General features: G+C 58.6%; 29 protein-coding genes and 5 tRNA genes. 6 read left to right on the top strand and 28 right to left on the bottom strand.

Translation table 11 applies throughout. The features are described from left to right. Window positions 1–51: 51 nt before the first annotated feature. The 7 genes from OKC40_RS09920 to OKC40_RS09890 form a co-directional block, all read right to left on the bottom strand. Window positions 52–128, bottom strand: a tRNA-Val gene (locus OKC40_RS09920). Window positions 129–169: 41 nt separating this feature from the next. After that, window positions 170–246: transfer RNA gene (locus OKC40_RS09915), tRNA-Val, on the bottom strand. 34 nt (window positions 247–280) lie between these two features. Then, window positions 281–357: transfer RNA gene (locus OKC40_RS09910), tRNA-Val, on the bottom strand. A gap of 18 nt (window positions 358–375) precedes the next feature. Next, window positions 376–452: transfer RNA gene (locus OKC40_RS09905), tRNA-Val, on the bottom strand. Between the two features lie 13 nt (window positions 453–465). Further along, window positions 466–542, bottom strand: a tRNA-Val gene (locus OKC40_RS09900). 229 nt (window positions 543–771) lie between these two features. Continuing rightward, window positions 772–2,151, bottom strand: coding sequence for an MATE family efflux transporter (locus OKC40_RS09895; RefSeq protein ID WP_270794999.1), 1,380 nt, complete (start codon window positions 2,149–2,151; stop codon window positions 772–774). A gap of 149 nt (window positions 2,152–2,300) precedes the next feature. Next, the gene (locus tag OKC40_RS09890) at window positions 2,301–2,507 is read right to left on the bottom strand and encodes a YaeP family protein (RefSeq protein ID WP_005345813.1); all 207 of its coding nucleotides are present in this window, start codon (window positions 2,505–2,507) and stop codon (window positions 2,301–2,303) included. 132 nt (window positions 2,508–2,639) lie between these two features. Between OKC40_RS09890 and OKC40_RS09885 the strand changes: the two genes are divergently transcribed. Beyond that, window positions 2,640–3,251 (top strand): riboflavin synthase subunit alpha, encoded by a 612-nt coding sequence (locus OKC40_RS09885; RefSeq protein ID WP_182969065.1) that lies wholly within the window; start codon window positions 2,640–2,642, stop codon window positions 3,249–3,251. Between the two features lie 140 nt (window positions 3,252–3,391). Here the strand turns inward: OKC40_RS09885 and OKC40_RS09880 are convergent, their stop codons facing one another. The 7 genes from OKC40_RS09880 to OKC40_RS09850 all read right to left on the bottom strand — a co-directional run bounded on the left by OKC40_RS09880 (window position 3,392) and on the right by OKC40_RS09850 (window position 12,302). Beyond that, entirely contained in the window at window positions 3,392–6,448 is a 3,057-nt protein-coding gene (locus OKC40_RS09880; RefSeq protein ID WP_182969064.1) for an efflux RND transporter permease subunit, read from the bottom strand. Beyond that, complete coding sequence (locus OKC40_RS09875; RefSeq protein WP_182969063.1) at window positions 6,445–7,554, bottom strand: efflux RND transporter periplasmic adaptor subunit; 1,110 nt, start codon at window positions 7,552–7,554, stop codon at window positions 6,445–6,447. Before OKC40_RS09875 ends, OKC40_RS09880 begins: the two co-directional genes overlap by 4 nt. Before the next feature lie 71 nt (window positions 7,555–7,625). Continuing rightward, window positions 7,626–8,246 (bottom strand): TetR/AcrR family transcriptional regulator, encoded by a 621-nt coding sequence (locus OKC40_RS09870; RefSeq protein WP_197971595.1) that lies wholly within the window; start codon window positions 8,244–8,246, stop codon window positions 7,626–7,628. Between the two features lie 498 nt (window positions 8,247–8,744). Then, a complete protein-coding gene (locus OKC40_RS09865; protein ID WP_042059056.1) occupies window positions 8,745–8,948 on the bottom strand; it encodes a CPXCG motif-containing cysteine-rich protein in 204 nt (67 codons plus the stop codon). Window positions 8,949–9,349: 401 nt separating this feature from the next. Next, window positions 9,350–10,009: a hexitol phosphatase HxpB gene (hxpB, locus tag OKC40_RS09860; RefSeq protein WP_182969062.1), complete on the bottom strand. Its 660-nt coding sequence runs from the start codon at window positions 10,007–10,009 to the stop codon at window positions 9,350–9,352. 126 nt (window positions 10,010–10,135) lie between these two features. After that, window positions 10,136–11,314: a formate-dependent phosphoribosylglycinamide formyltransferase gene (purT, locus tag OKC40_RS09855; protein ID WP_182969061.1), complete on the bottom strand. Its 1,179-nt coding sequence runs from the start codon at window positions 11,312–11,314 to the stop codon at window positions 10,136–10,138. A 97-nt stretch (window positions 11,315–11,411) separates the two neighbouring features. Beyond that, a complete protein-coding gene (locus OKC40_RS09850; protein ID WP_182969060.1) occupies window positions 11,412–12,302 on the bottom strand; it encodes a DMT family transporter in 891 nt (296 codons plus the stop codon). Between the two features lie 226 nt (window positions 12,303–12,528). On the opposite strand from OKC40_RS09850, the gene OKC40_RS09845 reads away from it, so the two are divergent. Next, complete coding sequence (locus OKC40_RS09845) at window positions 12,529–13,116, top strand: FMN-dependent NADH-azoreductase (RefSeq protein ID WP_182969059.1); 588 nt, start codon at window positions 12,529–12,531, stop codon at window positions 13,114–13,116. 137 nt (window positions 13,117–13,253) lie between these two features. Here OKC40_RS09845 and OKC40_RS09840 read toward each other — a convergent pair whose 3' ends face one another. From OKC40_RS09840 to OKC40_RS09825, 4 genes are all read right to left on the bottom strand, one after another. Then, window positions 13,254–13,433 carry a hypothetical protein gene (locus OKC40_RS09840; RefSeq protein ID WP_042062679.1) on the bottom strand — a complete coding sequence of 60 codons (180 nt, stop codon included), beginning with the start codon at window positions 13,431–13,433 and terminating at the stop codon, window positions 13,254–13,256. A gap of 163 nt (window positions 13,434–13,596) precedes the next feature. Next, window positions 13,597–13,785 (bottom strand): DUF4250 domain-containing protein, encoded by a 189-nt coding sequence (locus OKC40_RS09835; protein WP_042657439.1) that lies wholly within the window; start codon window positions 13,783–13,785, stop codon window positions 13,597–13,599. Between the two features lie 2 nt (window positions 13,786–13,787). Continuing rightward, window positions 13,788–14,252: a MarR family winged helix-turn-helix transcriptional regulator gene (locus tag OKC40_RS09830; protein WP_005336856.1), complete on the bottom strand. Its 465-nt coding sequence runs from the start codon at window positions 14,250–14,252 to the stop codon at window positions 13,788–13,790. Window positions 14,253–14,422: 170 nt separating this feature from the next. Beyond that, window positions 14,423–15,637, bottom strand: coding sequence for a YecA/YgfB family protein (locus OKC40_RS09825; RefSeq protein ID WP_270794995.1), 1,215 nt, complete (start codon window positions 15,635–15,637; stop codon window positions 14,423–14,425). Between the two features lie 232 nt (window positions 15,638–15,869). Here OKC40_RS09825 and OKC40_RS09820 point away from each other — a divergent pair, with 232 nt between their 5' ends. Both OKC40_RS09820 and OKC40_RS09815 read left to right on the top strand, forming a co-directional pair. Then, window positions 15,870–16,748, top strand: coding sequence for a CvfB family protein (locus OKC40_RS09820; protein ID WP_231554908.1), 879 nt, complete (start codon window positions 15,870–15,872; stop codon window positions 16,746–16,748). A 1-nt stretch (window position 16,749) separates the two neighbouring features. Beyond that, window positions 16,750–17,061: a DUF1289 domain-containing protein gene (locus OKC40_RS09815; RefSeq protein ID WP_033138081.1), complete on the top strand. Its 312-nt coding sequence runs from the start codon at window positions 16,750–16,752 to the stop codon at window positions 17,059–17,061. A gap of 57 nt (window positions 17,062–17,118) precedes the next feature. Here OKC40_RS09815 and OKC40_RS09810 read toward each other — a convergent pair whose 3' ends face one another. Next, a complete protein-coding gene (locus OKC40_RS09810; RefSeq protein ID WP_005336851.1) occupies window positions 17,119–17,442 on the bottom strand; it encodes an HI1450 family dsDNA-mimic protein in 324 nt (107 codons plus the stop codon). A gap of 147 nt (window positions 17,443–17,589) precedes the next feature. Here OKC40_RS09810 and OKC40_RS09805 point away from each other — a divergent pair, with 147 nt between their 5' ends. After that, window positions 17,590–17,718: a hypothetical protein gene (locus tag OKC40_RS09805; protein ID WP_019445852.1), complete on the top strand. Its 129-nt coding sequence runs from the start codon at window positions 17,590–17,592 to the stop codon at window positions 17,716–17,718. A 3-nt stretch (window positions 17,719–17,721) separates the two neighbouring features. Here the strand turns inward: OKC40_RS09805 and mtgA are convergent, their stop codons facing one another. The 5 genes from mtgA to minC form a co-directional block, all read right to left on the bottom strand. Continuing rightward, a complete protein-coding gene (mtgA, locus tag OKC40_RS09800; protein ID WP_270794994.1) occupies window positions 17,722–18,513 on the bottom strand; it encodes a monofunctional biosynthetic peptidoglycan transglycosylase in 792 nt (263 codons plus the stop codon). Next, window positions 18,498–18,824 (bottom strand): HI1450 family dsDNA-mimic protein, encoded by a 327-nt coding sequence (locus tag OKC40_RS09795; protein WP_005352317.1) that lies wholly within the window; start codon window positions 18,822–18,824, stop codon window positions 18,498–18,500. Before OKC40_RS09795 ends, mtgA begins: the two co-directional genes overlap by 16 nt. A 196-nt stretch (window positions 18,825–19,020) precedes the next feature. Continuing rightward, the gene (gene minE, locus OKC40_RS09790; RefSeq protein ID WP_005336848.1) at window positions 19,021–19,287 is read right to left on the bottom strand and encodes a cell division topological specificity factor MinE; all 267 of its coding nucleotides are present in this window, start codon (window positions 19,285–19,287) and stop codon (window positions 19,021–19,023) included. A gap of 2 nt (window positions 19,288–19,289) precedes the next feature. Further along, complete coding sequence (minD, locus tag OKC40_RS09785; protein ID WP_005336847.1) at window positions 19,290–20,102, bottom strand: septum site-determining protein MinD; 813 nt, start codon at window positions 20,100–20,102, stop codon at window positions 19,290–19,292. Between the two features lie 18 nt (window positions 20,103–20,120). Beyond that, window positions 20,121–20,840 (bottom strand): septum site-determining protein MinC, encoded by a 720-nt coding sequence (gene minC, locus OKC40_RS09780; RefSeq protein WP_058056865.1) that lies wholly within the window; start codon window positions 20,838–20,840, stop codon window positions 20,121–20,123. Between the two features lie 107 nt (window positions 20,841–20,947). Between minC and OKC40_RS09775 the strand changes: the two genes are divergently transcribed. Continuing rightward, window positions 20,948–21,226, top strand: a complete 279-nt coding sequence (locus OKC40_RS09775; RefSeq protein WP_042062665.1) for a YcgL domain-containing protein — start codon at window positions 20,948–20,950, stop codon at window positions 21,224–21,226. Window positions 21,227–22,093: 867 nt separating this feature from the next. Here the strand turns inward: OKC40_RS09775 and OKC40_RS09770 are convergent. The 4 genes from OKC40_RS09770 to OKC40_RS09755 form a co-directional block, all read right to left on the bottom strand. Beyond that, window positions 22,094–23,464: an L-serine ammonia-lyase gene (locus tag OKC40_RS09770; protein ID WP_042062664.1), complete on the bottom strand. Its 1,371-nt coding sequence runs from the start codon at window positions 23,462–23,464 to the stop codon at window positions 22,094–22,096. Window positions 23,465–23,739: 275 nt separating this feature from the next. Continuing rightward, window positions 23,740–25,125: an L-serine ammonia-lyase gene (locus OKC40_RS09765; RefSeq protein WP_270794992.1), complete on the bottom strand. Its 1,386-nt coding sequence runs from the start codon at window positions 25,123–25,125 to the stop codon at window positions 23,740–23,742. Between the two features lie 153 nt (window positions 25,126–25,278). Further along, complete coding sequence (ppnP, locus tag OKC40_RS09760; protein WP_075112183.1) at window positions 25,279–25,563, bottom strand: pyrimidine/purine nucleoside phosphorylase; 285 nt, start codon at window positions 25,561–25,563, stop codon at window positions 25,279–25,281. A 310-nt stretch (window positions 25,564–25,873) separates the two neighbouring features. Beyond that, a partial coding sequence (locus tag OKC40_RS09755; protein WP_147292522.1) for an integrase core domain-containing protein occupies window positions 25,874–26,023 on the bottom strand: 150 nt, incomplete at its 5' end.

Genomic DNA, 26,023 nt, shown 5'->3' with positions numbered 1-26,023 from the left:
GTGGCTGGACAGAATGCAAAAAGCCCGCTCGATGAGCGGGCTTTTTTAATTTGGTGCGTCCTAGTGGATTCGAACCACCGACCCCCACCATGTCAAGGTGATGCTCTAACCAGCTGAGCTAAGGACGCAGGGTGCGCAATGCGACTTTTGACTTCTTTATGCAGGAAAGTGGTGGGTTTAATTGGATTCGAACCAACGACCCCTACCATGTCAAGGTAGTGCTCTAACCAACTGAGCTATAAACCCACATCTGGAATATCTGCATATCTTTCAAACTGAATGGTGCGTCCTAGTGGATTCGAACCACCGACCCCCACCATGTCAAGGTGATGCTCTAACCAGCTGAGCTAAGGACGCATAATCAGTGTTCTGTAATGGTGCGTCCTAGTGGATTCGAACCACCGACCCCCACCATGTCAAGGTGGTGCTCTAACCAGCTGAGCTAAGGACGCATCACAGAAAAAGTGGTGGGTTTAATTGGATTCGAACCAACGACCCCTACCATGTCAAGGTAGTGCTCTAACCAACTGAGCTATAAACCCACTCGATGAAATGAATTCGAACCAACGACACAATCTTCACCATGCCAAGGACCTGCTCTGACCAACCGAGCAACAAACCCACTTCACTGCACCAGCATTGCTGGCGTGGTCGGCATACTACCCATGCCCCCCAAGGCTGTCAACAGGCCATATGCACAAAGGAGACTGTTTGCCCAGTTCTTGCGCAGCCTGTTGATTTTGCAGGCGAGTTGTCGCTTACCAAGCCCTGTTACTGAGCCCGCGACAGGGTGGTGCAGGCCTCCGGAGTGGCAAAACGGCCGTAGATGTAGCGCAATCTTGCCCCCAGCATCAGGGCGGCACTGGTGAGGCCGACGATAAAGCCAATCCAGAAGCCCTGCGGCCCCATCCGCGGTACCAGCCAGTCGGTCAGACCCAGGATCATGCCGGTGGGCAGCCCCAGTCCCCAGTAGGCGACGATGGTGACGTAGAAGATCGCCTGGGTATCCTTGTAACCGCGCAGCGCAGCGGCCGCGACCACCTGCACCGAGTCGGAGAGCTGGTAGATGGCTGCGAAGAACAGCAAGGTAGCCGCCAGGGCGATCACCTGCAGGTCATCGGTATAGATGCTGGCGATGTGCTCCCGTAGCAGCACGGTCACCGTAGCGGTGAGTGCAGCGACACTCACGCCCAGCATAAGACCGGTGCGGGCGGCCACCCGGGCGTGATGGGGCTGGCCTTCACCGATGCTGTGGCCGACCCGGATGGTGACTCCCACCCCGATGGAGAGCGGCAGCATAAAGACCAGACTGGAGAAGTTGAGCGCAATCTGGTGGCTCGCCACCGTTTCGGCGCCAAAGGGGGCCAGCATCAGCGCCACCACGGCAAACAGGGTCACCTCGCAGAAGATCGCCATGGCGATGGGGAAGCCCAAGCGAAACAGTCGCCAGATCTGGCTGCCGTTGGGGCGAGCCAGCTGGGAGAAAAGCCGGATCTCGGTGAAGTGACGGGAGAGCTTCACATAGAGGATCATCGCCAGCAGCATGGCCCACAGCACGATGGCGGTGGCCACACCACAACCTACCCCGCCCAGTTTCGACATGCCGAAATGGCCGTGAATGAAGATGTAGTTGGCGGGAATATTGACCGCCAGCCCGACAAAGCCGATCACCATGGTGGGCATGGTGTGGGAGAGCCCTTCGCTGAAGTTGCGCAGCACCTGGAACATCGCAAAGGCGGGCAGGCCCCACAGAATGGCATGCAGATAGCCGCTGGTCTTGGCGGCCATCACCGGCTCCACATCCATAAATTGCAACGCCAGCGGGCTGTAATAGAGCGCGATCATCGCCAGCGGGGTGACGATCAGTGTCAGCCAGAAGCCCTGATGAACGGCCGGGCGCACCTCTTCCCGTTTGCGAGCACCGTTGAGCTGGGAGACGATGGGGGTCAGCGCCATGATGATGCCCTGCACCAGCAGGATCACCGGTAGCCAGAAGCTGGACGCCACCGACACGGCCGCCAGATCGACCGCGCTCACCTGTCCCGCCATCACGGTATCGACGAAGTTCATGGCGACCTGGGCGACCTGGGCGACCAGAATGGGGCTGGCTAGACGGACGAGCTGCTTCGCCTCGGACCAATAACGTTGCACTGACACCTCCGAGTGGATCAGATAAGAGTAAAAAAGAGCGGAAATCGGGAAGAGCCTTTGCACTTTCGGACGAAAGTGCAAAGGGTGGGGGAGGCATTCTAGCCTGAAATTCATCCAGGACGAAATAGTTGCCGCCCCGGGGGGCAGGATCAGGCGTCTTCGTGATCGCTGATCAGCAGGTTGGCCGCGGCATAGGCAGCCTGCTCACGCAGTTCGGCGGGTACCCGCTCATCGGCGGCAACGGCGTTGAGGGCGCGGATGGTAGCGGCGATGGCGTTTGGCACATAGCCCTGCTCGCCGGAGCCAATCTGGTTATAGGCGATGCGGATCGCTTCACAACATTGATATACCTGCATTTCTTTTTCCTTGTTTACCCGGATGTGAACGGCGTCACTATAGCGATCGGGCGCAAGCTTGTCAGCTTGTACCCTTGTCTCACCCTCTGCCCGAGGTTAACCTGCCCTTTTTGCCGTCGCAGGAGACGAGAGATGTTCACTGGCATAGTGCAGGGGACCGCCGAACTGGTGGCCATCGAGCAGCAACCCAACTTCCGTACCCATGTGATCCGCATGCCGAGCCTGGTGTGGGGGGAAGGGCTGGCCCTCGGTGCCTCGGTTGCCCACAACGGCTGCTGCTTGACCGTCACCCAGGTCGAGGGAGATCTGGTCAGCTTCGATCTGATGCAGGAGACCCTGCGCCTCACCAACCTCGGCCTGTTGCAGGTGGGGGACAAGGTCAATGTGGAGCGGGCGGCCCGCTTTGGCGACGAGATCGGTGGCCACGCCATGTCCGGCCATATCATCGGCATGGCAGAGGTCACCTCGGTGATCGACACCCCCAACAACCGTCAGGTGTGGTATCGCCTCGCCCCCGAGTTGATGAAATATGTGCTGACCAAGGGCTACATCGGCATTGATGGCATCAGTCTGACCATCGGTGAGGTGCGCGAGCGGGAGTTTTGCGTTCACCTGATCCCCGAGACCCTGGCCCGCACCAACCTCGGTTGGGTCAAAGCGGGTTGGCAGACCAATATCGAGATCGATCCCCAGACCCAGGCAATCGTCGATACCGTGGAGCGGGTGCTGGCGGCGCGCCAATAGTGGTATCACCGCCCTGGCACTGTGCCGTGTCAGGGCGGTGAGCGCGCATCTCATTTGTATCTGCCTGCTCGAAGAGGCATCGATAACCTTCAGCACCAGGACGGGGTTTATCTCATTCCAACGTTTTGCTGATCCCTGTTTCAACCAGGCTGGATCCTGGACCAGATTGAATACATGGCGGGCAGGAACACGAGCGTCAGGATCGTGCCCGCAAAGGTACCGCCGATCAGCGTGTAAGCCAGCGTTCCCCAAAACACCGAATGGGTTAGCGGAATAAAGGCGAGGATTGCCGCCAACGCAGTCAGAATGACCGGACGAGCACGCTGCACGGTCGCTTCAACTAGCGCATGGAAAGGGTCTAGCCCGGCCTGCTCGTTTTCACGGATCTGCCCGATCAATATCAGCGTGTTGCGCATCAGGATGCCCGACAGTGCAATCAGGCCAACCAGCGCATTGATGCCGAAGGGCTGCTGGAACAGCAACAGTGTCGGCACCACGCCGATCAGACCCAGCGGACTGGTCAGAAAGACCATGACCATGCCCGCCATCGAGCGCACCTGCAGGATGATGATGAGCAAGGTGATGGCCAGCATGATGGGGAAGATCGGCAACATGGCCGCCATTGCCTTGCCTGACTCCTCGATGGATCCGGCCTCTACGATGCTGTAACCAGCTGGCAGCGCAGCGATGAGGGGTTGCAATTGTCGGGTGATCGCCGTCGATACGTCTGGCGGCTGCAAGTTTTCGGCGATGTCACCCCGTACCGTGATGGTCGGTACCCGATCGCGTCGGCGCATGACCGGCTCTTCCATGCGGACATCGACCTTGCCCACTTGCGACAACGGGATCCGCTGTCCATTGGCTCCAACCAGTGTGAAATCGCCAATTCTGGCCGGATCGAGCCGGTTGTTGCCCGCCGATCGCGCAACGACCTGTACCGTGCGAATGTCTTCCCGCACCGCAGTGACCGGCATGCCGCTGAGCAGGAATTGCAGTTGCTGTGCCACCGAGCTTGAGTTCAGCCCCAGCGCTTGCAGTCGATCCTGCTGCAAGGTGAAGTGCAGCGTCGGCACGCGGGCTCCCCAGTCGGTGTTGACCGTGCGCATCAGTGGACTGGCGTGCATGATCTGTTGCACATCAGCCGCAATGTTGCGCAGCACAGCCGGATCCGGTCCTGCCACCCGGTAGGCCACGGGGAAGGGGGAGTAGGGGCCGAACACCAGTTGGGTGACGCGCACCCGTGCCTCGGGGGCCAGTCCTTCGGCAATGGCTTGGCGTAGTCTTAGTTTTAACGCTTCGCGTTCGTTCTGGTTGTCCGTCCGTACCACTATCTTGGCAAACGACGGATCGGGCAGTTCAGGTCCCATCGAGAAAAAGAAACGGGGAGCCCCCTGGCCGACGTAGGCGGTGACGATCCTGGCCTCCTCCTGTCTGGCCAGCCAGGCTTCCACCTTACCTGCCGCCAAGCTGGTCTGGGTAATCGAGGTGCCATAGGGCATCTGTACTTCTATCAGGACTTCAGGGCGGTCCGAGATCGGGAAGAACTGCTTCTTCACCATGCTCATACCCAGCACAGATGCCACGAACAGCGCGCTCACCGAGCCTGCCACGAGCCACTTGCGGGCGATGACGTTGCCCAGCAGTTTGCGAAAGCGCTGATAGCGCGGCGTGTTGTAGAGAGCATGGTGGCCGCCTGCGACTTGCTTGACAGCGGGTAACAGCTTGACCCCGAGGTATGGCGTGAACACCACGGCCACTACCCAGGAGGCAATCAGCGCAATGCCGACGATCCAGAACATGTTGCTGGTGTACTCACCCGCCGAGGAGCGCGCAAAACCATTGGGCATGAATCCGACGGCTGTGACCAAGGTGCCCGAGAGCATGGGTGCTGCGGTGTGACTCCAGGCGTAAGCAGACGCCGCGATGCGGTCATAGCCCTCTTCCATTTTCACCACCATCATTTCGATGGCGATGATGGCGTCATCTACCAGCAACCCCAGGGCCAGGATCAACGACCCCAGGGTGATGCGGTCGAAGTTCTTGCCGGTCGCGAGCATCACGGCAAAGACCACGGCCAGCGTCAATGGCACGGCCGCGGCGACCACGACACCGACACGCCAGCCCATGCTGACAAAACTCACCAGCATGACCACGAGTACCGCCGCAAAAAACTTGATCATGAACTCATCGACCGCCGAACTGATGTTGATGGCCTGGTCGGTCACCTTGCTCAAGCTCATGCCCAGCGGTTGCTCGGCATTGATGGCGGTGATTTCGTTATCCAGGGCTTCGCCCAGATCGAGCCCGTTCCAGCCGTCGCGCATCACGACCCCCAGCAGCAGCGCAGGTTCGCCGCCATTGCGGATGATCAAGGTCGCCGGATCTTCATAACCCCGTTTCACCGTCGCGATATCAGATAGCGTCAGCGTGCGTCCCTGCGCCACGACGGGGGTGTCGCGTATTTTTTGCAGTTCGTCAAAGGCACCGTCCAGGCGAATGAACACCTCGGGTCCCCTGGTTTCGATGGCGCCGGCTGGCGTCAAGGCATTCTGGCCGTTCAGGGCCGCGAACACGTCTTGTGGGCTGATGCCTAACGTGGCCAGTCGCTCATGGGAAAACTCGACATAGATACGCTCGGACTGCTCGCCAACGATGTTGACCTTCTTCACCCCGGGCACATGCAGCAAGCGCTGGCGTAGCATTTCCGCCTCCCGGACCAGCTCACGCTGTGGTACGCCCTTTGCCTTGAGTGCGAACAGGGCAAAGGTCACATCGGCATATTCATCGTTGAGAAATGGCCCCATCACGCCGGGTGGCAGATTGCGCACTTCGTCGCCGACCTTTTTACGGGCTTGATAGAACTCATCCTGCACTGCCGATGGCGGGGTACTATCCAGCAAGGTCAGCGTGGTGAAGGCCAGCCCCGGACGGGTGTAGGTTTCGCTGCGGTCATACCAGCGCAGCTCCTGCAGTCGCTTTTCGATCTTCTCGGCGACCTGATCTTGCATCTCCTGCGCGGTGGCGCCGGGCCAGGCGGTGATGATGGTCATGACCTTGATGGTGAATGAGGGATCCTCGGCCCGCCCGAGTTTGAAGAAGGCCGTGACCCCGCCCAGCGAGATCAGCAGGATCAGAAACAGCGTGATGGCGCGTTCGCGTACCGCAAGCGCCGACAGATTGAAGCGGCGTTCGCTCATGGGCGTGCATCCTCTGTTGTCACATCGGCAGAGGGGGCGAGCGTGCGTACCAACTCCCCTTCATGGAGCAAGTGCGCACCCATGGCGACCACCAGATCGCCTTGCTTGATATGGCCTGCAACGCGGGCAGCGTCACTGCCAAGGTTCAACACCGTAATAGGGCTCCATGAGACCCTTGTCGGTTGGCCGTGGACACGCCACACGCCAGGGCCTTTACCGGTATCGAACAAGGCGCTGACCGGGATCTGAACGCCCGCAGTTGCCGCAACCGGATCCTCGGTCAGATGGAGGGTAACCGTGGAGCCCAAAGGTGCATTTTGCAGTGAACCCGTCAGCACATATCGTGCTTCAAAGGTGCGAGTGCTCGGGTCTGCTGCGTCCGACAGCTGCCTTAACGTTGCCGCCGCTGTGCCATCGCGTCTTCCGAAGAGTGTTGCCAGACCCCGGGAGCCCAATGGCGGGCGCAATGTTTCTGGCAATTGAATGACGGCTTCACGCGCCCCCGCGTGGGCAATGCGCACTACGGCTTGCCCGGCATTAACGACTTGCCCTGGCTCCACCAGCGTTGCGATTACGGTGCCATCAACATCGGCGATCAGATCTGTATAACCGGTGGAATTATGGGCCACTGCTGCGTGTGCTTCAGCGGCTCGCAGTTCGGCTTGGGCTGTATCCATCGCCGCTTTGGCCTGATCGTAAGTGGCAACAGAGATCGCACCCGTACCGCGTAAATTTCGGTAACGGATTTCATCTTCCGCGGTTTGTTTCGCTCTTGCTCTGGCCGCCGCAACGAACGCCTGTTGTGCGTGTGCGGCGAGTTTCAAATCGACAGGGTCAATACGCATCAGCAGTTGACCCTGTTTAACGGTTTGCCCTGTGTCTACGAGGCGTTGCTGCACCTTGCCAGAGACACGAAATCCCAGGTCACTCTCAACGCGAGCTGCGACGACCCCGCTAAAAGAGCGTGATCCAACCTCAGCATCATGGACCGTGACGGTGCGCACCAGCGGTACTTGCGTACGTGGATCAGATGGTTGTTGCTCACCACAAGCCGTCAGGGCCAGCGGCAACGCAGTGATAATTGCAAGTATGCGGTGACGAGACATACACAAGCCTCCATGAAGAACGGTTCAGGAGACAATGTAATTCAGGTGACCAATTTGGTCAATGGTCACCATTATGGTGCGAGGCTGCGCAGCACCAGGTTAGACAACTGGGTCGGTGCCTTGTCAATGCAGTCGAAGTTGTGTTGCAGCATGAGGGGGTTTAAATAGGGCCTCATAACAAGATAAATTGCCGCAGTTATTTCATCCAACGGGGTTTTTCGCTCAAAGTCACCGGTTTTACGCCCCTCCTGCAGGATATCTTGCAGTAATGTCTGGATGTTCTGCTCATAGACGAGGGTGGCTTGCCAGCGTTCTGCTGCGGCTGAAGCCGCTATTTCATAGAGATTTCGATCAGCGGAGAACAACCGACAACTTGCCTTGATGATCTCTTGAAACATCCGGCGCAGCTTCTCGGGCGGCTGATCAACCTGTTCAATCGCTCTTCGAACATCCTCCTGGATTTCATCGAGGCAGTTTGCACAAATACTCTCGCCAATCGCCTGTTTTGACGCGAAGAACTTGTAAATATATGCCTTTGAAAATCCGATTGATTTTGCCAAATCAGACACTGTGGTCTTGCCATAGCCATAGAGGCGGAAATGCTCGGTGGCTGCAACCACAATCTGATCCCGTACATCGTGATCAACAGGGCCTCGATTCAGCGCAGGAGTGCTGTTTTCTTCACTCATCATCTTTCTCTCTGACTGCCATACAGGGGATTTGGAATGTTAACGCGCCATAGTCAGATTGACAACGAGTGACTAATTTGAGATTTGGTTTTGGTTGTTATTTGCAAGTTGTTATCTGCAATAAGAATATGTTTCCAAAATACTCTTCATCATGTTTGCCATGGTCAGCTTGTTGGCAGGCTGCGTTGATGGGCCTGACGATACCTTTCGGCACTCTCCGTTTTTGGTCAAGTTGTATGGACAGTTCTCCCGAGCAACCAGTGAGGAGGATGAGAAACGCAGCTGGCAACCGACAGGGGCTTGACCTGCGCAGCAAGAAGGCAGGGGGAATATGGCAAGAGCGGTGGGTGGCGCTTCGGACCAACCTGTAGCGCTGGCAGCAAAGCGATTAAAAAGCTAATAAAAACAATGCCAGCCAGACTTGACTGACTGGCATTTTATCCGTTGGGTTGCCTGTGTTCCGGACATCGACTGTTCAGGACCATTGTTCAGGACATAGATTCAAAACATCTGCTCGTCGTCCGCATCCACAAACAACTGCAAACAGTCGCGGGCTTCGTCGCGATGGAGCCGCAGGTGGATCGGATTGCAACAGGCCATGCAATCTTCGTAGAACTCCTGATCACCCTGGCTGGCATCCAGCTCGACCATGGTGTGGTGGCCGCAGTGGGGGCAGACGATGCGCTTGCTGGTGTACTCGATCATGATAACCTCCTCGGGCCCTGGGGCCGCCTATCTACCCTGATTCTAGTCGGGCTGAAGGGGGTTAACCGCGAGCAAACGCACGTTTATGACAGAGATCAAGCCAGAGAGATGACCGGTGGCGACTGATTGGGCGGGTCGTGTGCGAGAGGGGGAATCTGGTAGCGAATGACCGGTGAAAAGAGGGGCTTGCCAATGGTTGTTTGGCAATCACAGGGGGCTGGATGCCCCCTGCGAGCATGAGAATGTGTGTGCCACGAGGCGCCGGGAGGCGTTATTTGATCCAGCTGGCCAGCATCTCGCTATTGAGTTCGGCCAGTGAGCCGAGCTGATAGTTGGCGATGGCCAGACGCGGATCTCCGACCAACGCCGGGCACATGGAACGATCAGCGCCTCTCGCTGGCTTAGTTGACCCAGCTGGCCAGGGTGTCAGCATTGAGCTCGGCCAGCGAACTGAGCTGGTAGTTGGCGATGGCAAGGCGTGGGTCGCCGACTAAAGCAGGATCCGGCACGATCAGCGCGGTCATGGAGGCCGCCTTGGCTGCCAGCAGGCCGGTGAAGCTGTCCTCGATGGCCAGACAGTGCACCGGTTCCACCCCCAGCTTCTCGGCGGCGTGGATATAGACATCCGGGTGCGGTTTGCCGAAACGCTCTATTTCAGCGGAGTGAACCGCCATAAAGCGATCGCGAATGCCGAGTTTGCCGAGCACCGCCTCTGCCATGGCAAACGGGGAGGAGGTGGCCAGACCCACTTTCAACCCGCGCGCTTCGATAAGGTCGAGTGCTTCCAGCACACCGGCCTTGGCCTGACCTTCGGAGAGGATCAGGGCGTTGACCCGATCCAGAATGCGCTGCACCACCTCTTCCTGGCTCGGGCCGCTCCACGGGCGCAGGCGATACCAGTGGGCGACCAGCTGATCGATGCGCACGCCGATGGTCGATTCACAATCCTCTACCGTGTGGGGGTGACCCAGTTCGGAGAAAACGGCGATCTGGGCACGTTGCCAAAAGGGTTCCGAGTCGATCAGAACACCATCCATATCGAAGATCACGGCAGCTAACATCTTGTACTCCTGACAAATTTGAAGAGGGGATTATAAGCCTGACGGGGAAATGCAAAAGGGGCATTGCCATGCCCCTTGCGCCCGATCACATCAGCAAACGTTTGTTTTGCTGTGGCAAAAAAGCCCTTAGAACATCACCTCGACCTTGGCGGCCACGGCTTTGGCTTTTTCCACCGCATCCTGGCAATCCGCTGCGCGGGCCAGCGCCACGCCAAGACGGCGGCGACCGGCGATCTCCGGTTTGCCAAACAGCCGCAGCTGGGCGCCTGGCACCAGCGCCAATGCCTCACCAATCCCCTGATAGCGGATATTCTGGCTGTGCCCTTCGCGCAGTACCACGGCAGAGGCGCTCGGCCCGTACTGGGTGATGGTGCCGACCGGCAGCCCCAGAATGGCGCGAACATGCAGGGCGAACTCGGAGAGATCCTGAGAAATCAGGGTCACCATACCGGTGTCGTGGGGGCGGGGGGAGACTTCGCTAAACCACACCTCATCACCCTTGATGAAGAGCTCGACCCCGAACAGGCCGTAACCGCCAAGGGCCTCGACCACCTTGGCCGCCACCTCTTTGGAACGGGCCAGCGCCAGCTCGCTCATCACCTGCGGCTGCCAGGATTCGCGGTAGTCGCCATCTTCCTGCCGGTGCCCGATCGGCTCGCAGAAGTGAATGCCATCGACGGCGCGTACCGTGAGCAGGGTGATCTCGTATTCGAAGGGGACGAAGCCTTCGACGATCACCTTGCCACGACCGGCACGGCCACCCTCCTGGGCGTAGGTCCAGCTGTCATCCTGCTTGGCGATATCGCGCAAGACACTCTGCCCCTTGCCGGATGAGCTCATCACCGGTTTCACCACGCAGGGCAGGCCGATAGCCTCGACGGCGGCGACAAACTCCTCCTTGCTCTGGGCAAAGCGGTAGGGAGAGGTGGGCAGACCCAGGGTCTCGGCGGCGAGGCGGCGGATCCCTTCCCGGTTCATGGTGAGCTGGGTGGCGCGGGCGTTGGGTACCACCTTGACCCCTTCTTGCTCGAGAGCGGCCAGGGTATTGGTGGCGATCGCTTCAATCTCGGGGATGATGAGGTCGGGTTTGACCTCGGCAACCAGGGCACGCAGGGCATTGCCATCGAGCATGTCCAGCACGTGGGCAGCGTGGGCCACCTGCATGGCGGGGGCATTGGGGTAGCGGTCGGCGGCGATCACTTCGATCCCGAACCGTTGCAACTCGATGGCGACCTCCTTGCCAAGTTCGCCGGAGCCCAGCAGCAGGGCACGGGTGGCGCCGGGGCGGGTTGCGGTTCCAAACATACGATCTCTCCTGATGTCGATGGTCACTGTTGATGGCCGCTATTGCACACGTGATTGCGGGAATAGCGGACAAAAAAAGAGGCACGCATGGCGTACCTCAGGAAACGGGTTTGTGAGCGCGCTGCTCCAGATGGGTCAGCAAGGTAATGGCGCCAATGATGATGGCGGCGCCAAGCCACAGACGGCCGGGGGGCGCCCAGCCAAAGACCAGCCAGCCCGCCAGCACGTTCATCGGCAGCTTGGCAAAATCGAAAGGCTGTACGAAGGAGGCCTCCGCCACGCTGTAGGCGCGAGCGATGGACATCTGGGCCAGCGCCGTCAGCACTCCCGAGGCGGCCACAAGCAGCCATTGACTCTCACTCGGCCACTGCCATTCCGGCAGTGCCAGCATGACGTTGAACGGGGTACTGAAGATCAGCAGGTAGACCACTATGGTGTGGGATGATTCGTTGGCCGCCTGATAGCGCACCATCAGGGAGTAGCCGGCCCAGAACAGCGCTGCCGCCACCGGCAGCAGGGAGGCCCAGTTGAATTCGTCAGTCCAGGGGGCAAGGATCACCATGGCGCCAGCAAAGCCCGCCAGGGTGGCCAGAATGCGGGCGCGGCTCACCTGCTCCTTGAGCAGCAGGGCAGAGCCCAGGGTGGCAAACAGCGGTGAGGTCATCAGCAGGGCGATCCCCTGCCAGATGGGGACGGGGAACGCCAGTGCCCACAGCCAGAGCTGGATGCCGACTACCGCCAGCAATACCCGCAACAGGTGCAGCCGGAACTGATTGGTCATCAGAGATTGACGCAGGCCGTGGCGAATCAGCCAGGGCAGCAGGCAGATCAGGGCGATCAGGTATTGATGGAAGGCGACCTGGGTAGAGGCAAGGCCGAGTTTGAAGCTGACATACTGGCTCAGGCTGTTGACGGCGGCGAAGCAGAGTCCTGCCACCATCATCCAGACTGCACCGGCCAGAGGAGAGTGCCTGCGCGAGGGTATCATGGGATCCGGGTCGCTGGAAAAAAGTGCGGCGGATCATAACGGCAATCGTTTGTTCTGCCAAGGGTTGAAGCGCGGCCGCAGGGCTGGCTGGCGAGGAAGTGGCCTTGCATCAAAAAATTTGAACAAGTTGAGCATCTATTTTCGCTATCAGCAAAGAAGCGCAATGTTTAGAGTGACCTCCATCGACAGCAACGCTGTTCAACCGACAACCAAATGGAGTTTCACCATGGCCAATATCCTCGTACTCAAATCCAGCATCCTGGGTCAATATTCCCAATCCAACGCCCTAATCGACGGCTTCCTGGCTGACCATCAGGATGATGCCGTCACCGTGCGTGATCTGGCGGCCCTCAACCTGCCGGTGCTGGATGGCGAGCTGGCCTCCGGCCTGCGCGGTGGTGATAACCTGAGCGAGCGTCAACTGGCGGTGATCGCCCAGTCCGACGAGTTGATCGCCGAGCTTAAAGCGAGCGATCTGGTGGTGATTGCGGCCCCGATGTACAACTTCAACATCCCGACCCAGCTGAAAAACTGGATCGATCTGGTGGCTCGCGCCGGTGTCACTTTCCGATACACCGAGACCGGCCCGGTCGGCATGGTTGAGAATACTCGCGCGCTGGTGATCAGCCCCCGCGGCGGCATGCACGTCGGCAGCGCCACCGATCTGGTGACCCCCTACATGCGCACCGTGCTCGGTTTTATCGGTATCAAAGAGGTGGATTTCATCTACGCCGAAGGGATGGGGATGGGCCCGGATGTCCAGAGCAAGGGGATGGAAGCGGCCAAGGCGCAGCTGGAAACCCTGGCTATCTAAGGGCTCTCTACCCAGTCAGGGTTTTCTCTTCAAGAGGTTGCCCCGCCAGATACCACAACGCAGCCATCAGGCTGCGTTTGTTATTTGGTTCGGCGGTATTGTTGCAAGCGAGCCATCTAAAAGCTCTCGCGGAGTCACTACTCCATCATAAAACGGCGACAACCGCGCACCAGCAGCAGCGCCACCGCGACCAGCAGACCCAGCAGCAGGGTAGTCAGCCACTGTTCGGTACTTTGCGGCAATTGGGGCGTGAAGAGGCTGATCATCAACAGGGTGCAGAGCGTGATCAACAGGCTCTGTCGGGTCATCAATATCATGGGGTCATCCTTGGTTTGCTCACCTGAAACGATGTTAATGCCCTCTTGTGACAGGGTGATGTATCCGTGCATCACCCTGTTGGGGCTGTTCAGACCATATCAGGTTTTTACCGCAGAGCCAGCGCCATCACTGGCGCTGTGATCCCGATCCCGCTAGCTGTCTTTATCTGAACTGTTTCTGCGCTGGCTGGTAGTGAAAATCGCCGCTGGCGAGCCGCGCCTTCAGTGCTTCCTGATCGATCTCCTGCGCCTTGCAGAGATCATCCAGATCGTCATAGCGATCACGCAGCTGCATATTGACGACGCTCAGCAGCATGTTGATGTCCATGGTGGCGAACTTTTTCAAATCCATGATCACTTCTCCCGATCCAGCGATTGCAACTGCTCGATGGCGGCACTGACGCTGTGCAGATGCTGGCGGATCGCCTCGCGGGATTCGCTCGGCAGATAGTCGGTCAGGGTATGTTGCCAGCTGCCCGCTTCGCTCTTGAGCTGGAGGAAGAGGGCGAGACCGGCGTTGGTGAGGGAGACCAGGCTGATGCGTTTGTCCTGCTCGCTGCTCTCGGTGAAGATGATCCCTTTTTCGACCAGGCGGCGGATCTCGCGGGAGATGCGCACCTTGTCCATGCCGCTCGCTTCGACCAGCTCTTTCTGGCTGATGGGGTAGTTGGGGCCGAGCACCATCATCAGGCGCCATTGTGGCACGGTCAGTTGGTAACGCTGTTCATAAAACTGTTCGAAGGTATCCCGTAGCATCTCGGCGGCATGTACCAACTGATAGGGCGGGTAGTGAGCGAGTAACGCTATGATTTTTGACATATTACACCCTGCTGTGACGGCTGCATCAGATGCAGTTTCTTTTGATACTTTGACATTGATGATACGAAACTCAAGCTGATTTGTCTGACCCGGTTGCGATGAAATGTGCGGTGGCGCACGCCATCAAGGAAAAACCGGGTCTGACCGACGGGATTTTAAGCCATCGCTGTTCAGCCTTTACGCAACCAGATGAGGGCGTTCTGCTTGAGCCAGGCCTCGCGGGTGTGCAGGGCGTAGAGCGCGGCCTCGTCGCGGCTGCCCGCTTGCCAGCTTTGCGGCTCCTGTTTGGGCAGCTTGCGCTGGCCCAGCAGGCAGGCCGGAATGTGCGGGTTGGCCTCGATGGCGACCAGCAGATGGGGCTTGGCTGCCTCGGCACCCTCGGTGGCAAAGACCATCAGCGCCTTGTTGTAGAGCAACCAGCTGGAGGCTTCGTCGAAGCGCACCAGCAGGGCGGCCAGCGCCTGCCAATCCCCTTGCAGTGCATAGAGGGTGGAGAGGTTGTAGCGGCAACCCGGTTCGTCGGCCACGCAGATCGTCAGCAGATCCAGATACTCCGCTTTGGCTTCAGCCAGCTTGCCAAGGCGCAGCAGGCAGTCGGCGCGACCGGCTCTGGCGGCCAGCAGGGGGCGCAGCTCGGGAGCACTCCAGCCGTGGCCAGCGATTTGCTGCCAGAAGGCGTCGTCAAAGAGCGGGGTGGCATCGGCGATGATCTTCTCGAACCAGCCGAGGCGGGCCTGATGATCGCGGCAGCTGTCGGCCCGTTCGAACCAGCTCTGCCACTGTTGGGCCTGCTCGCCATTGATAGCCACATCGGCGCTGGGGGCGGCCTGATACTGGTCGAGGTTGAGCAACTGGTTGAGGGCGGTCTTCATGTTCTGGCGCTGGCGTTTGCAGAACTCGACAAAGGGGAGTTCGCTGGCGGCGGCGCTATAGAGCATCTGGGCCATCTGCTTGTCGCGAAACAGGCTCAGCTCGGCGGCCAGACTGAAGCGGTACTGGGTGGTCGGGTCGTTCAAATCCTTAGGCTTGGGCCAGGTGGCAAAGCCCTGGCTGAAACCGTAGCACCACTGACCGAGGGGATGGCTCTGCTCGAACACCTGCTCCGGGTTATCGTTGGGCAGGCGGCATTGGCTAGGCAGGGCCAGCTGAGCGTCGTCGGCCTGGGCTTCCAGCTCGGCGATCAAGTGGTTGAGGGCTTCTGCACTCTTATCATCCAGCTCGGCATCCTGTTCCAGCAAACCAGTCAGCGGGCGTTGCCAGTCAGGGGTCTCTGGCCCCACCAGACGGGCACAGAGAAAACCGTGCAGGGCCGGGTAGGTCATGTCTTGCTGGCTGTGGCTCTGGATCCATTGATTGAGCAGGCGGGTACGAGTGGATGGGTTCATCGACAGTTCCTCTGGATTTGAACAGCCGCGAAGTCTACCTAAAAGTGGGGTTATTTGCAGTAAATGGCCGCCTGTTTGGCGATTTAATCACCATTGGCGGGTAAGATAGCGGCGAAAGGGCGGCCCTTGGTGGCTTGGGGACTAGGCCAGATCACCGCTCTTGAGGTAACATGCGCGCCCATAGGGGCCATGGATCAGTTGGCCCATCCGGGTAATGAAAAAAGAGAGCACCATGATACAGATTGGCAAGATGAACACCCTCACCGTCGTTGAACTCGAAGACCGTGGCGCCTGGCTTGCGGCCGATGAATACGGTGAACTGCTGCTGCCCAAGCGTCAACTGCCGGAAGGGGTGAAAGAGGGGGATAGCGTGCAGGTCTTCCTCTATCTGGATGCCGATTGCGAGCCGGTGATCACCACCGACAAGCCATTTGCCATGGTGGACGAATTTGCCGGTCTGAAAGTGGTCAATGCCAACAAGATTGGTGCCTTCCTCGATTGGGGCATGAAAAAAGACTTGTTCGTGCCCAGCCGCGAGCAGAACAAGCCGATGCAGGTGGGCCACGTCTATCTGGTACGTCTGCAACTGGATAACGAAGGGCGCATGGTCGGCACCAGCCGCATCGAGCGTTTCCTGACCCCGGCCGGCAGCAACTTCAAGGTCGGTGACGAAGTGACAGCGCTGCCGGGTGAACACTCGCCCCTGGGCATCAAGGTGATCGTCAACGGCCAGTATCCCGGCATGCTGTTCAAGAACGAAGTGTTTGGCCGGGTGATGACCGGTCGGCCGCAAACCGCCTGGGTCAAGCAGGTGCGCGAAGATGGCAAGCTGGATCTGACCCTGCAAAAGCCGGGTCTGGCGCGGGTCGATGACGCCGGTGAGCGCATTCTGAGCCGGATGAGGAAGCAGGGCGGCAGCCTGGCGGTGGGTGACAAGAGCGAACCCGAGCTCATCTACAAGCTGTTCAGTATGAGCAAGGGCACCTTCAAGAAGGCGATCGGTGGCCTCTACAAGCAGGGCAAGATCGTCATCGAAGATAACGCCATTACCCTGACCGACGCCGGTGCCGCGCAGGCACAAGCAGGCGAACAGGCGCAGGATAGCGAATAAGATGCCGAGCCCCTGTGTTGGTCTCTGCAAGGCGAAGGATGGGCTTTGCCTTGGTTGTGGCCGCACCCTGACCGAGATCGGCCACTGGTCGGCGATGGAGAGCAAGGCCCAGCTGGCGGTGATGGCCGAGCTGAATGGCTCGAAAAGCACCCACCGTTGCCCGGGTTGTGGCGAACCGGCCTATTGCGCCGTCTCTGCCGGTCAGACCATTGCCCAGTGCTGGTGCAGCCAGTTGCCGGTACTGCCGATGCAGGAGGCCAGCGCCTGCTGGTGCCGCCGCTGTCTGGCCAAAGCCATCGCGGCGCAGGATTAGCAGAGAACAGAAATAAAAGAGAATAGAGAAACAAGAAAGGCGCCGATGGCGCCTTTTTTATGCCTGCTGCTGGCGATGCCAGCGCACATGCACCTGATCTTCAGTCAGCAGACGGGGCAGCAGGAAGGTGGCGAAGATCACCTCAAACTCATCCTGATGATCCAGCAAACCGACCCACACTTCGACCCAGCGCTCCATATCGACCGGCTCACCCAGCTCGGTCGACCAGTCGGCATTGGGCAGGGTTGCCTCCACGGCACCACGCTGCTCAAACTCCAGGGTGATGTCGACTATTTGTTCGGGGGCCAGCATATCGGCGGCCTGCTCAAGAAACTGATCATAGGCCCATTCGACCAGCTGATCCGGGGTACGCTGTTCCATGAAATCACTCCAGATACATCGAGGTTCGCTACTGTAACAATTATTGGCAGTGGCGGCCAGACCAGTGCGCCGGGCGTGCCTGACCTGTCCAAGTTGCCATTGGGGGAGTATGGTTAAGGCGCGGATCATCTGGCATGGAGTGAGGGGATGAAGCAGCGGGGACGGCGGCAACAGATCAAGCGACGGCGGGAGGCCTGGTGGTGGCACTATCTGCCGCTCCACCGCGAGACGGTTGGCGGCCATCTGGGCCCACCGGAGAAACCCGATGAGCCCTGAGGATCAGTTGGCCTGATGCACCCGATTGAGGGTGATCTGGCCCAGTTGCCCCATTTGGCGGCGGATCCAGACCGAGCGCTTCTGCACATAGGGTGAAGGGGGCTTGACCCGATAACGCCACGGATTGGGCAGGGCGGCGGCCAGCAGGGATGACTCGTAGCGGGTCAAGCGGCTGGCCGGTTTGCCAAAATAGGTGCGGGCCGCGGCTTCGGCGCCATAGATGCCGGGGCCGAACTCCACGATATTGAGATAGACCTCGAGAATGCGGGCCTTGTCCCAACCCAGCTCCATCAGCAGGGTAAACCAGGCCTCCAGCCCTTTGCGCAGGAAGCTGCGATCACTCCACATAAAGAGGTTCTTGGCGGTCTGCTGGCTGAGGGTGCTGGCGCCGCGCACCCGTTCGCTGTGCTGGTTGTGCTTGAGTGCGGCGTTGATGGCATCCATGTCAAAGCCGTTGTGATCGGCAAAGCGCTGATCCTCGGCGGCGATCACCGCCAGTTGCAGCTCTTTGGAGATGGACTCCAGATCTACCCACTCATGGCGCACCTGGGTGATCTTGGCGGGCGGAAACAGGGCCCGCTCGATACGCCAGCTCCACATCGGCGGATCGATAAAACGCAGCAAGGCGACCGAGCCGACCGAGCAGAGCAGCCCGGCCAGCGCGATCTTGCCTGCCCACTTCAGCACCTTGCGCCCCAGAGAGGGCGCAGGACTTGCCGGTACCATCTGCAGGGGGTCTGACTCCCAGGCATACTGGCTCGGATCATCGGGATCCGGAATTATTGGGGCAGCCATTCGATGTGGCAGAACTTCTCGTCAACACGGCGGGAGAGCAGCATGCGGGCAAACAGATGCTCATACTCTTGTTCTTCGTTGCCAAGGCCTACCCAGATCTCGGCATAGTCGGTGTCGCTCACCGCAAAACCCACGTCCGCTTCCCAGTCATCGGCTGGGTCGGTTTCGGCCAGCAGGCCGCGGTCGTTGAACTCCTGATTGAAGCGGGCGATCTCCTGCTCCGGCAGGTTGTCAGAGGCCAGCTCCATAAAGAGTTCGAGGGCGGTATCGAGCAGTTCCTCGACGCTGTGCATTTCGTCATTCATAGACATAAGCGGTCTGTTCCAGAAAAGAGAAAAAGGTGCCGCGCAGATCACTGCTTGCGGGGCGGCGCTATTCTAGCGGTCGGCAGACCCCTTGGCGAGATGAGGCGAGCCGCTGTGGCCTGTTTTTGTGCCAATAAAAAACCGGATCCAGTGACAGGATCCGGTCTTCATTGGGGGAAGGGGTCACGCATAGGGCGTCAGCTCATCCCTTCTTGTCATCGGCGAAGGTGATGTTGAGCTCCAGTACCGACAGCTCATCACTCTTCTGATCCAGTTGGACGGTTATCTTCTCCGGATCAATGTTGACGTATTTGCGGATCACATCGAGGATATCCTGCTTGAGCTGGGGCAGGTAATCCGGCCCCCCTCTGGATGAACGCTCGTGAGCAACAATGATCTGCAACCGCTCTTTGGCCAGTTGTGCGGTGTTCTGTTTCTTGTTGGAACGAAAATAATCCAATAATGACATGTTTAACTCCCGAACAGTCGGCTAAAGAAGCCCTTCTTCTCTTCTTCCAGAAAACGAAATTCCTTGGCATCGCCCAGCAGGCGGGACACCGCATCTTCGTAGGCCTGACCGGCATCGGACTCCTTGTCCAGAATAACCGGTTCGCCGGAGTTGGAGGCGCGCAGCACCGCCTGGGACTCCGGGATCACCCCGAGTAGCGGGATGGCCAGGATCTCCTGCACATCCTGCACGCTCAGCATGTCGCCGCGGTTGACGCGGGTCGGGCAGTAGCGGGTCAGCAGCAGGTGCTCCTTGATGGGGTCTTCGCCACGCTCGGCGCGGCGGGACTTGGAGGCCAGGATGCCAAGGATGCGGTCGGAGTCACGCACGGAAGAGACTTCCGGGTTGGTGGTGACGATCGCTTCGTCGGCAAAATAGAGCGCCATCAGTGCGCCCGCCTCGATCCCTGCCGGGGAGTCGCAGACGATGTAATCGAACTTCATCTCCGCCAGTTGATCCAGGATCTTCTCGACCCCCTCACGGGTGAGGGCATCTTTGTCCCGGGTCTGGGAGGCTGGCAGGATAAACAGATTTTCAGAGCGTTTGTCCTTGATCAGCGCCTGATTGAGGTTTGCTTCCCCATTGATGACGTTGACGAAGTCATACACCACGCGCCGCTCGCAGCCCATGATGAGATCCAGGTTTCTCAGACCGATGTCAAAGTCAATGACCACTGTCTTGTGACCACGCTGGGCTAAGCCGGTGCTCAGGGCCGCACTGGTTGTGGTCTTGCCAACGCCACCTTTACCCGATGTAACGACTATGATTCGCGCCATTCTCGCTTCCTTGTAACTCTATTTGATACGGTCTATTCGGAGTTGTTCATTGTCCAGCCGGACGTGTACCGGTTGCTGGATCAGGCCTGCCGGCAATGCATCGCTCAGCTGGAATGTGCCCGCGATGGAGAGCAGCTCGGCCTGTAATTGCTGGCAATAGATCCGGGCCTGGGTGTTTCCCCGGGCACCGGCAATGGCTCTGCCACGCAGGGTGCCATAAATATGAATGCTGTCGTCGGCAAGCACTTCGGCTCCCGGACTGACGGACCCCAGCACCACCAGCGAGGTGCCGGCGGCATAAATCTGCTGGCCGGAACGAACCGGTCCCACATGTACCTTGCTCGGGATCAAGGGGGCGGGTTCGGGCTCGGGAACTACCACAGGAGCGGCTGGCGCGGGGGCAGGCTCGGGTTCCGGTTCGCTCTTGCGACTCTTGCCCGAGGCCATCACGGCCAGTCCCACCGCCTTGGCGGCTGTTTTCATCTCTTCGCTGCGCGCACCCGTGATGCCGACCAGCACAAATTCTTCGGACTCCACCAGCTCCTTGAGCTGTTCGAAATCGGGAATATGTTCCAGTCGGGAAACATTGATCACCAGCGGCGCACAATTAAAAAAGTAGGGTGCCTGGGCCACTTTTTCGGCCAACAACTGACGTATCCGCTCAGGCTCGCCATCGCTGATATGCAACACAGAAATAGTGAAGGTGGTCCCTTTCAATTCGTTATCGCGCTCAACCATGAATCTTCCCCGAGGCAGAGATGCTAATCCGTTATTGTTATTCAATTCCTGATGTTATAGTTTGCCCCCATCAGAGGCAATAAACTCGTCGGATTATATCAATTTCCATGTTGTGTGCAGTCTATAAAAGTCGCAAAAAAGCCGAGACCTACCTTTTTGTTGAAAAAAGAGAGGATTTCTCCCGTGTTCCCGAGCCATTGCTGAGCGCATTCGGGCGTCCCGAGCTGGTGCTGATGACCAAGCTGGACCCGGCCAAGCCTTTGGGGCTGGCTGATGTCGGTAAGGTGATGGCCGCGCTGACCAGTCAGGGGTTCTACCTGCAGGTGCCGCCGCCCCCCGAGAATTTGCTGGAGCAGCACAAGGCCAGCCTGAAAAAACCATCCTGAATATCCAGCCCCGTGGTGTGTTCTGCCGAGCGGGGCTAATTCTTTGTGACTCTGCATGGCGCATTCTTGGCCCGGCGAGGTGGCTTGCGATAATCCAGTGACCGGATCTGGCCAAATTAAACCATCACCTTTGGTGATATTCACTTTTCGCTGTTTAAATAGAAAGTCAATCTACCCTCAACACCATATCGTCAACCTTTGCTGGCGCTCACAAAAATAGCGAGCGGCGCGTACTCATATCCTCCATTTCAACGGCTACTGGCTCATTCATCGATTATTTTCAGCCCCTTCCTTGGCATCTCTTTTTGACCTCTACGGCGCGGTGAGTTGTCCATAAAATGGGGCGCAAAAAGGGGCAATGATAACTGCGCCGAACTCGGTTTTCGCGAGGTTCAGTGGCCGAAACGATAAGCTAACCTCCTGTTTGTGCTCTGGATTGTTTGCCCTTATTAAGAAGAGCAATCTGCATCCGCCACATAACAGGCAATCAGCGCCGTGGGCGCCGGAGGATAATCCGCGAGTGTGAGCGGTAACCACGTGTTGCCAAATAAGGGGATGCCAAAGGGGCGGATATGGGGTTGCGGGGTCATCCCGATATGGGTCAGTTGGCAAACTGTGGCTGGGGGAAAAGTGCGGGTAACGGTTTTTTGAAGGGGGCAGAACGCCGCTTTCAATGCAGTGGAATGCTGTAATCAAGGCATGCCATCAGAGAGGCATTCAGGCAAGGCAATCCGCATTGCGGTGGCGTATCAGAGGCGTGTCAGCGATGCCGTGCCTTGAAATGGCCGGTATAAGGTGCCCGGGCATCCCTTTCGGGAAATAAAAAAGGCGGGATATCCCGCCTTTTTTCAGATGAGGGTAACAACCCTATTCGCAAGCGACCTGCATCACCTTGATGGCCAAGCCACCACGGGAGGTTTCACGGTACTTGGAGTCCATGTCCTTGCCGGTGATGTACATGGTCTCGATCACCTTGTCCAGGGAGACGCGCGGCTGGGAGGTACGACGCAGGGCCATACGGGAGGCGTTGACCGCCTTCATGGCTGCGATAGCGTTACGCTCGATGCAAGGCACCTGTACCTGACCGGCAACCGGATCACAGGTCAGACCCAGGTTGTGTTCCATGCCGATTTCGGCGGCTTCACAGACGTGCTCCGGGCTACCGCCCATCAGCTCGGTCAGACCGGCAGCGGCCATGGAGCAGGAGACACCCACTTCACCCTGACAGCCCACTTCGGCGCCGGAGATGGAGGCGTTCATCTTGTAGAGGATGCCGACGGCACCGGCAGCCAGATAGAAACGGGTGTACTCGTCGCGGCCAACCGGTTGGATGAACTTGTCGTAGTAGGCCAGTACGGCCGGGATGATACCGGCGGCGCCGTTGGTCGGTGCAGTGACCACGCGGCCACCGGCCGCGTTCTCTTCACTGACTGCCAGCGCGAACATGTTGACCCAGTCAACGATGTTCATCGGGTCGTTGGAGAGGTTCTCGTTGGTGTTGAGCTGGCGGTAGAGCGGAGCGGCACGACGGGGTACGCGCAGCGGGCCGGCCAAGACACCTTCAGTGCGGCAGCCGCGCTCGATACCTTCGCGCATGGTGTTCCAGATCTTGCCGAACTTCTTGTAGATCTCTTCCGGGGTGTTGAAGCACTTCTCGTTCTCCAGCATCAGGGCGGAGATGGAGAGACCGGTCTGGCTGCAGTGAGCAACCAGTTCAGCCGCGCTCTTGAACGGATAGCGCACGGACATGTCGCCGCTGTCAGCCTTGCCGAAGTTCTCTTCGTCAACGATGAAGCCACCACCGATGGAGTAGTAGGTCTTGCTGTAAACCACTTCGTCTTCGATCAGGGCGCTCAGCTTCATGCCGTTTTCGTGCAGCGGCAGGGCTTCGTCATGGAATACCATGGCATCGCGCGGGAAGCTCACGGTGTGGCAGTGCAGGCCGATCGGCAGGCGCTCGGTCTGTTCAACACGGGAGATAAATTCGGGGATCGCATCGATATCGACATTTTCCGGCAGGTTGCCGGCCAGGCCCATGATGATGGCGGTGTCGGTATGGTGGCCTTTGCCAGTCCAGGAGAGGGAGCCGTAGACATCGACATTGATCCGGGTTACATCGCGGATCTTGCCGCCCGCGCGCAGCTCGTCAACAAACTGTTTGGCCGCTTTCATCGGGCCAACAGTGTGGGAAGAAGAGGGGCCTACACCGATTTTGAAGATATCAAAAACGCTGATCATGTCACTATTACCTCAGGGTAGAAGGGGGCGGCATGCCCACTCACAGAAATTTGGGAGATCCATGGGACGCGCTTGTCAGCGCAGGTCACAGAACCAGATAACCGTAGTGTAACGGCTCCAGACCTAAAAAAAGTTGAAATAGATCTATTTTTGTTGAATCTGAGGCGCGAGTATAAAATTTATTTTTGTGCTTATCCATTTTGTTAAGCGTTTGCCCATAAAAATACCCGGCGATGCCGGGTATTTCGGAACCAAATGGAGTCATTTTCCGTTTTTTAACATTCGGTAATGTTAACGGCGAGGCCGCCACGGGCCGTCTCCTTGTATTTGGTCTTCATGTCGTTGCCGGTCTCCCACATGGTCTTGATCACCTTGTCCAGTGACACCTTGTGCTCGCCGGTGCCGCGCAGGGCGAGGCGGGCGGCATTGATCGCCTTGACCGCCCCCATGGCGTTACGCTCGATGCAGGGCACCTGCACCAGCCCGCCGATGGGATCGCAGGTGAGGCCGAGATTGTGCTCCATGCCGATCTCGGCGGCGTTCTCCACCATGGCGGGGCTGCCACCCAGCAGTTCGGTCAGCGCCCCGGCGGCCATGGAGCAGGCGACACCCACTTCCCCCTGACAGCCTACTTCGGCCCCGGAGAGGGAGGCGTTCTTCTTATATAAGATGCCGATGGCGGCGGCGGTGAGGAAGTAGCGCACCAGCGTCTCGTCATCCACCTTGTGGACGAAGCGATCGTAGTAGTGCAGCACGGCGGGGATGATGCCCGCGGCGCCATTGGTGGGGGCGGTTACCACCCGGCCACCGGCGGCGTTCTCTTCGTTGACGGCCAGCGCAAACAGGTCGACCCACTCCATCACCATCAGGGGATCCTTGTTGAAGTTGGTCTCGCAGCTGAGTTGGCGAAACAACCCCGGGGCGCGGCGCCGCACCTTGAGGCCGCCCGGCAGCACCCCTTCGCTCTTGCAGCCCCGCTCGACGCAGCCCTGCATCGCCAGCCAGATCTTGCGCAGTCCCGCTTTTATCTGCTCATCGCTGCGAAAGACCCGCTCGTTGGCGAGGATCAGCCCCGAGATGGAGAGGCCGCTCTCCTGACAGTGGGCCAGCAGCTGGGCGCCGCTGTCGAACGGGTAGGGGACCGGATGTTCGGCATCCGATTTGGCGGCTTCCTCCTTGGCGGTGGCGAAGTGGCTCTCTTCGATGATGAAGCCCCCGCCGATGGAGTAGTAAGTCTGGCTAAACAGCAGGGCGTTGTCGGCGGCAAAGGCGCGCAGGGTCATGCCGTTGGTGTGGGCGGGCAGGGTCTTGCGGCGATTGAAAATGATGGCGCCGCTGCGGGGGAAGTGGCTCGGCTGTTCGCCCGCCAGCAGCAGGCTCTGCGCCTTATCTATCTGGGCCAGCAGATCCGGAATGGCATCGATATCGACCGATTCGGGTTCAAAGCCAGACAGTCCCAGCATGATCGCCTTGCCGGTGCCGTGCCCTTTGCCGGTCTGGCCGAGCGAACCGTAACACTCCACTTCGACCCGCATGACGTGCGGCAGATGGCCTTGCAGCTTGAGCTGCTGGACAAAGGCATAGGAGGCACGCATGGGGCCAACGGTATGGGAAGAGGAGGGGCCAATCCCGATGGAAAACAGGTCAAACACGCTGATCATGACATCAATCCGGTGAGGGTTTATGTCTGTTTATTCTAGGATTTTTGCCGTGGATGGAAAGCGGGGATGTGCGGTGCTGTGACATGGACACAGATAAAGGGCAGGCGGTTGCCCAAGAAGGTTGAAGGGGCAGCCCCCCTTCAACCGGCCGGATCAGTCGAGAAATTCGCACAGATAGGCGGTGGGGGTTTTCACTGCCAGCTTGAAGGAGGAGTGACCCGCGACCAAGAAGGATTCTCCCTGATTGTAGGTGTGCCACTCATCTTCATCGGCCAGCTGGATGGTGAGGGCGCCCTTGATCACCGTCATCCGCTCGGGGGCGGCGGTGTTGAACAGGTAGTCACCGCTGTTCATCACCCCGACGGTCGATTTCTCGCCTTTTTGTTCGAAACCGATGGATTTTACATTTCCGTCGAAATACTCGTTAACTTTCAGCATCTTTACATCCCTGTGTGTACGTTTGTGCAGCCAAGCTAGCACAATCTTTTGCCAGTTGTCATGGGGGGATGAGGTAAAAATCGCCGAGACCGCTTTGAATCTTTACTTTTTAGCAAACTTATTAATAGTTAAGGTTAACGATTTGCTGATTTAAAACAGCTATTAAATGTGAGATAACACGCGCAAACAGGGGAATGGGCAGCTGCTCATTCCCCTGTTTGGTTAATTGCACTGGGAAAGTGTGAATTTTGCTACATAAAGGAACATATTGTGTGGATTTGACCCCATAGGTCCAGACACTTTTTCCCGCTTAGGGTTGTGATACCCGACTGCGCAGAAATTCCCGTGGTGAACGGTATCCCAAGGCGCTGTGCGGGTGGTGCTCGTTATAATGCTCAAACGCGATAGCCAAATTGCCTACCGCTGTTCGGCTATCCGGTTTTGGCATCATCTCGATATA

The organism is Aeromonas sp. QDB11 (assembly GCF_027705265.1).
Taxonomy (GTDB): Bacteria; Pseudomonadota; Gammaproteobacteria; order Enterobacterales; family Aeromonadaceae; genus Aeromonas; species Aeromonas allosaccharophila.
This window is presented reverse-complemented; position numbering and strand designations above follow the sequence as displayed.